The 4,049-nt window shown below is 35.3% G+C and carries 6 protein-coding genes; 5 read left to right on the top strand and 1 reads right to left on the bottom strand.

Going from position 1 to position 4,049, the window contains the following annotated elements:
- Positions 1-158: 158 nt before the first annotated feature.
- On the bottom strand, positions 159-374 hold the full coding sequence (locus tag BG20_RS02580) for a hypothetical protein (RefSeq protein WP_010190551.1): 216 nt from the start codon (positions 372-374) through the stop codon (positions 159-161).
- 127 nt (positions 375-501) lie between these two features.
- Between BG20_RS02580 and BG20_RS02575 the strand changes: the two genes are divergently transcribed.
- The 5 genes from BG20_RS02575 to BG20_RS02555 form a co-directional block, all read left to right on the top strand.
- Positions 502-1,404 (top strand): pirin family protein, encoded by a 903-nt coding sequence (locus BG20_RS02575; RefSeq protein WP_010190550.1) that lies wholly within the window; start codon positions 502-504, stop codon positions 1,402-1,404.
- Positions 1,405-1,473: 69 nt separating this feature from the next.
- Positions 1,474-1,821, top strand: a complete 348-nt coding sequence (locus BG20_RS02570) for a winged helix-turn-helix transcriptional regulator (RefSeq protein ID WP_010190548.1) — start codon at positions 1,474-1,476, stop codon at positions 1,819-1,821.
- Complete coding sequence (locus BG20_RS02565; protein WP_048097001.1) at positions 1,818-2,396, top strand: NADPH-dependent FMN reductase; 579 nt, start codon at positions 1,818-1,820, stop codon at positions 2,394-2,396. The genes BG20_RS02570 and BG20_RS02565 overlap by 4 nt, the downstream gene beginning before the upstream one ends.
- Positions 2,397-2,640: 244 nt before the next feature.
- On the top strand, positions 2,641-3,483 hold the full coding sequence (locus BG20_RS02560; protein WP_010190545.1) for a vWA domain-containing protein: 843 nt from the start codon (positions 2,641-2,643) through the stop codon (positions 3,481-3,483).
- Positions 3,437-4,049: cadherin-like domain-containing protein (locus BG20_RS02555; protein WP_010190544.1), on the top strand; the 613-nt coding region annotated here is incomplete at its 3' end. The genes BG20_RS02560 and BG20_RS02555, both read left to right, overlap by 47 nt.

The raw sequence follows: 4,049 nt of genomic DNA, 5'->3' as shown, positions 1-4,049 counted from the left end.
CTATACTTTTTTATTTTTTTTNTTTTTTTTTTGTATTATATGTAAAATTCACACCCATTAATATTCAATGAAAAAATCTAATGATGATCGTAAATGTGAAAAAATTATCTAATGATAAATTTTTCATGTGCCTAAGACGTGGATAATCGTGGATAGGATTAAAAAAAATGGTCTGAAAAATCATGATCGGAAAAATCCAAATTGTCAAATGTTTTGATGTGCTGTGTTGCAAGTTGCTCTGCAATTTGATATTTTTCTAATTCCGTCTGTGTGTTAGTCGTAGCTGATTGGTTTGGTGCTTGAAAAATTATATAACCACTTACCATTCCTACCACAAAAACTCCGATAGTTATTCCGATCCATGTAGTTTTCATTACTTGTAATATGCATTTGATTTACTTAAAGAGAATAGTTTCTATCGGATTACTTGGTATGGTTATACTTACCTACTAAGTATGTAATTACTACCATCTTTAAATTCCATACTTGGTATGATATATTATGGAACAAAACACAAACCAAGAACTTGAAAGAGATGAGACAAAGACTCGCTCTATATTGCAAGTGATTAATGCAAAAACAACAATGGAAGGTGAAGGATTTCTAGTACACAGAGCATTTCCAAATGGAAGTCTTAGAGAATTTGATCCGTTTCTTTTGTTAGATGAAATGGGCCCGATTGAAATATCTCCTGGAAATGCAAAAGGTGCACCAGATCATCCACACCGAGGATTTGAAACTGTTACATACATGATTGATGGGACATTTGAACACAAAGATTCCCAAGGACATTCAGGAAAAATAAAATCTGGAGATGTTCAATGGATGACTGCAGGTTCTGGCGTAATTCATTCTGAAATGCCAGAAAAAGAATTTGTACAAAAAGGTGGTACACTACATGGATTTCAATTATGGGTTAACTTGCCAAAAAAAGACAAGATGATGAACCCTCGTTATCAAGAATTACCATCAAAGAAAATTCCAATCGTGCAAAGGGATGGTGTACAAGTTAAAGTAATTGCTGGGGAATCAATGGGAGTAAAAGCCATAATTGAAACAAGAACTCCTATAATGTATCTTCATTTCACTATACAACCTAATGCACAAGTAAAACAAATTATTCCACAAAACTATAATGCATTTGCATATGTTGTTAATGGAGAAGGATTGTTTGGAAACAAACAAATTTCTGCACATAAAGAACAGATTATTCTATTTGAGCAAGAAGGAAATGAAATCAGTATTAAAGCATCTGTATCTCCATTAGATGTATTACTAATTGCAGGAATTCCATTAGGCGAACCTGTCACTCGTTATGGGCCATTCGTAATGAATACTCAAGACGAAATCAATCAGGCAATACTTGATTACAACACTGGGAAGATGGGCAAAATTGATTTTTGAGAAATTCATCTCTAAAAAGTTGAATCCCACGCTCACTTTTTATAATTAGGTAGTGTTTTGCTACTAGGTATGGAAACAGAATTTGAAAGAGAGAAAAGAACACGTAATCATGTAGCGTGTAACGCTAATGAAATATGGGGTGTTCTTGGAAAAACATGGGCGTTATTGATTTTAAAAAAACTCTCTGAAAATGAATCTACACGATTCAATGAAATAAAAAAAGCCATACCAATGATCAGCAACACTGTACTATCTGAAAGATTACGTGATTTTGAAGTGCATGGTCTAATTACAAAAAAAATCTATGCAGAAGTACCTTTACGTGTAGAATACAGCATAACAAAACAAACACATGAACTAGGAAAGATTTTGAAACAACTTGATAATTGGGTTGTACAATGGAGGAAAAAGAAATGACACAGCCAAAAATTCTTGCATTTGCAGGAAGTACACGTACTGATTCTTTTAACAAAAAATTAATCAAGATAGCATCTACTGGAGCAAGTGAAGCAGGTGCAGATGTGACTATAATTGATCTTCGTGATTATCCGATGCCACTTTATGATGAAGATTTAGAAAAAAAAGAAGGATTGCCTTCTAGCACACGTAAACTAAAAGAACTGATGTCATCTCATCATGGATTTTTAATATCGTCTCCAGAATACAACAGTTCAATTTCTGGAGTTCTCAAAAACACAATTGATTGGACGTCAAGACAAGGTGATGACGAATCACCAATGTCTTGTTTTAAAGATAAAGTGGCAGGAATAATGAGTGCATCACCAGGTGGATTGGGAGGACTGCGAGGATTGGTTCATGTTCGTGCAATTCTTGAAAATATTGGAGTAATAGTAATTCCAACTCAAATTGCAATATCAAAAGCTCATGAGGTTTTTAATTTGGATGGTACTATGAAAGATCAAAAACAAGAGCAACAAGTAAAAAAAATTGGTGCGAATCTTGCTAAAATGTTATTGAAGCTAAATAATTAAAATCACGCCTAACTGCGCCCAAAATAATACCCATGATGGGGGGTGAGTCCCTGTGGGCCCATTTTTGTACCCAAAAAGGGGGCTGGGCCCAAAAAAGAATTGAATCTGAGATTAGAATCTTTTATGAATTTTATATTATTATTTGTAAGAAAATATCAAAAAATAGTTTTTTTATTTTATTTAAGTGTTAATAAATTTCAGAAAAATGATCCCATTTAAATAAAATTACAATTTAAAATTTTTAATGACTAAAACAATGACAAAATTTCTTACAATAACTCTCGCTTTAATGTTGCTCGGAACAACTACAAGTGGTGTTTCATTTGCTCAAGTTGCAAATGATGTTACAGTAACAAAGATCGCAAATCCAACTGATATAGTACTATTTGGTACTGGCTCGCCGGACACTACCACAGTTACAATATCTGTTGCTGGATATGGCGGTTCTATTACTGAGACACTTCCGCTAAATGTTGTTCTTACACTTGATGAATCCGGAAGTCTTAGTCCAACCGAATTTGTACAGGAAAAGAACGCTGCAAAAAGTTTTGTAAATCTTCTTAGTTCTTCAAGGGACAAAGCAGGCGTAGTGGCTTTCTCCTCATCTAGCAGGACAATTATTCCAATCACTTCTAGTTTACCTAATGTGATAAACGTACTAAATGGAATGAACCAGCTTGGTGGAAGTACAAACTTCTTTGCAGGAATTGATCGTTCTATTAATCTGTTTGATGCGGCAAATCCACCCGCAGGGGAACCAAAGGTAATCATCTTCTTTACTGACGGATTTAACAACATAGATGTAAACCTGTTATCAGGTGCATTATCTGAGGCAGCAAGCAAAAACATCATTATCTATGCAATTGGTATTGGACCTAGTGTTGATCAAAACCAACTAATTCATGTTGCTGGGAGTTCTTCCAGAGTATTTAATGCAGACTTTAATTCTCTAAATACAATCGTTAACCAGATTCTTACCGATGTTGTAATCAACACATCACCAACTCAGGTAAACTTGGTTGAGACTACAAATTCAAACATTGTATCTGAGGATAATTTTTTCAACTCCTCCTACAAGTATAGTTGAGGCCGGAGGCCAGACGACAATTACTTGGGAAAATGTTGCACAATATGTTGGAAACAATGACAGCAGACTCTCTGCAGGTGAAACATTCATTGTTTCATTTACTGCAGGCTCTGATGTCTCTGGTTTGAATTTACCCGTTAACGACTTGGCAAACTCTGTAGTAAACTATCTTGCACCTGATGGAACACCTGTATCAACACCTCTACCGCAAGCACTAATCAACGTAAATAGTGCACCTGTAGCAGATGATGATGGATACAGTACTCCAGAGGACACAACATTGTTTGTACCAGCACCAGGTGTTCTGAATGGTGATACAGATACAGACGGTGATCTTCTAAGTGCAATTTTGGATGTGGCCACACTATTTGGAACTCTAACACTAAATTCTGATGGAAGCTTCGATTACACTCCAAATCAGGATTTTAACGGTGATGATGGGTTCACATACCATGCAAACGATGGAATAGTGGACAGCAATATAGCATCTACCACAATTGAAGTAACTCCTGTAAATGATCCTCCAGTAGCAGATAATGACTCATTTGTCACTCTAGAGGATACAC

Source organism: Candidatus Nitrosarchaeum limnium BG20, from assembly GCF_000241145.1.
GTDB classification, from domain to species: Archaea; Thermoproteota; Nitrososphaeria; order Nitrososphaerales; family Nitrosopumilaceae; genus Nitrosarchaeum; species Nitrosarchaeum limnae.
The sequence above is the reverse complement of the archived record's forward strand: the minus strand, read 5'-3'. Positions and strand labels throughout refer to the sequence as shown.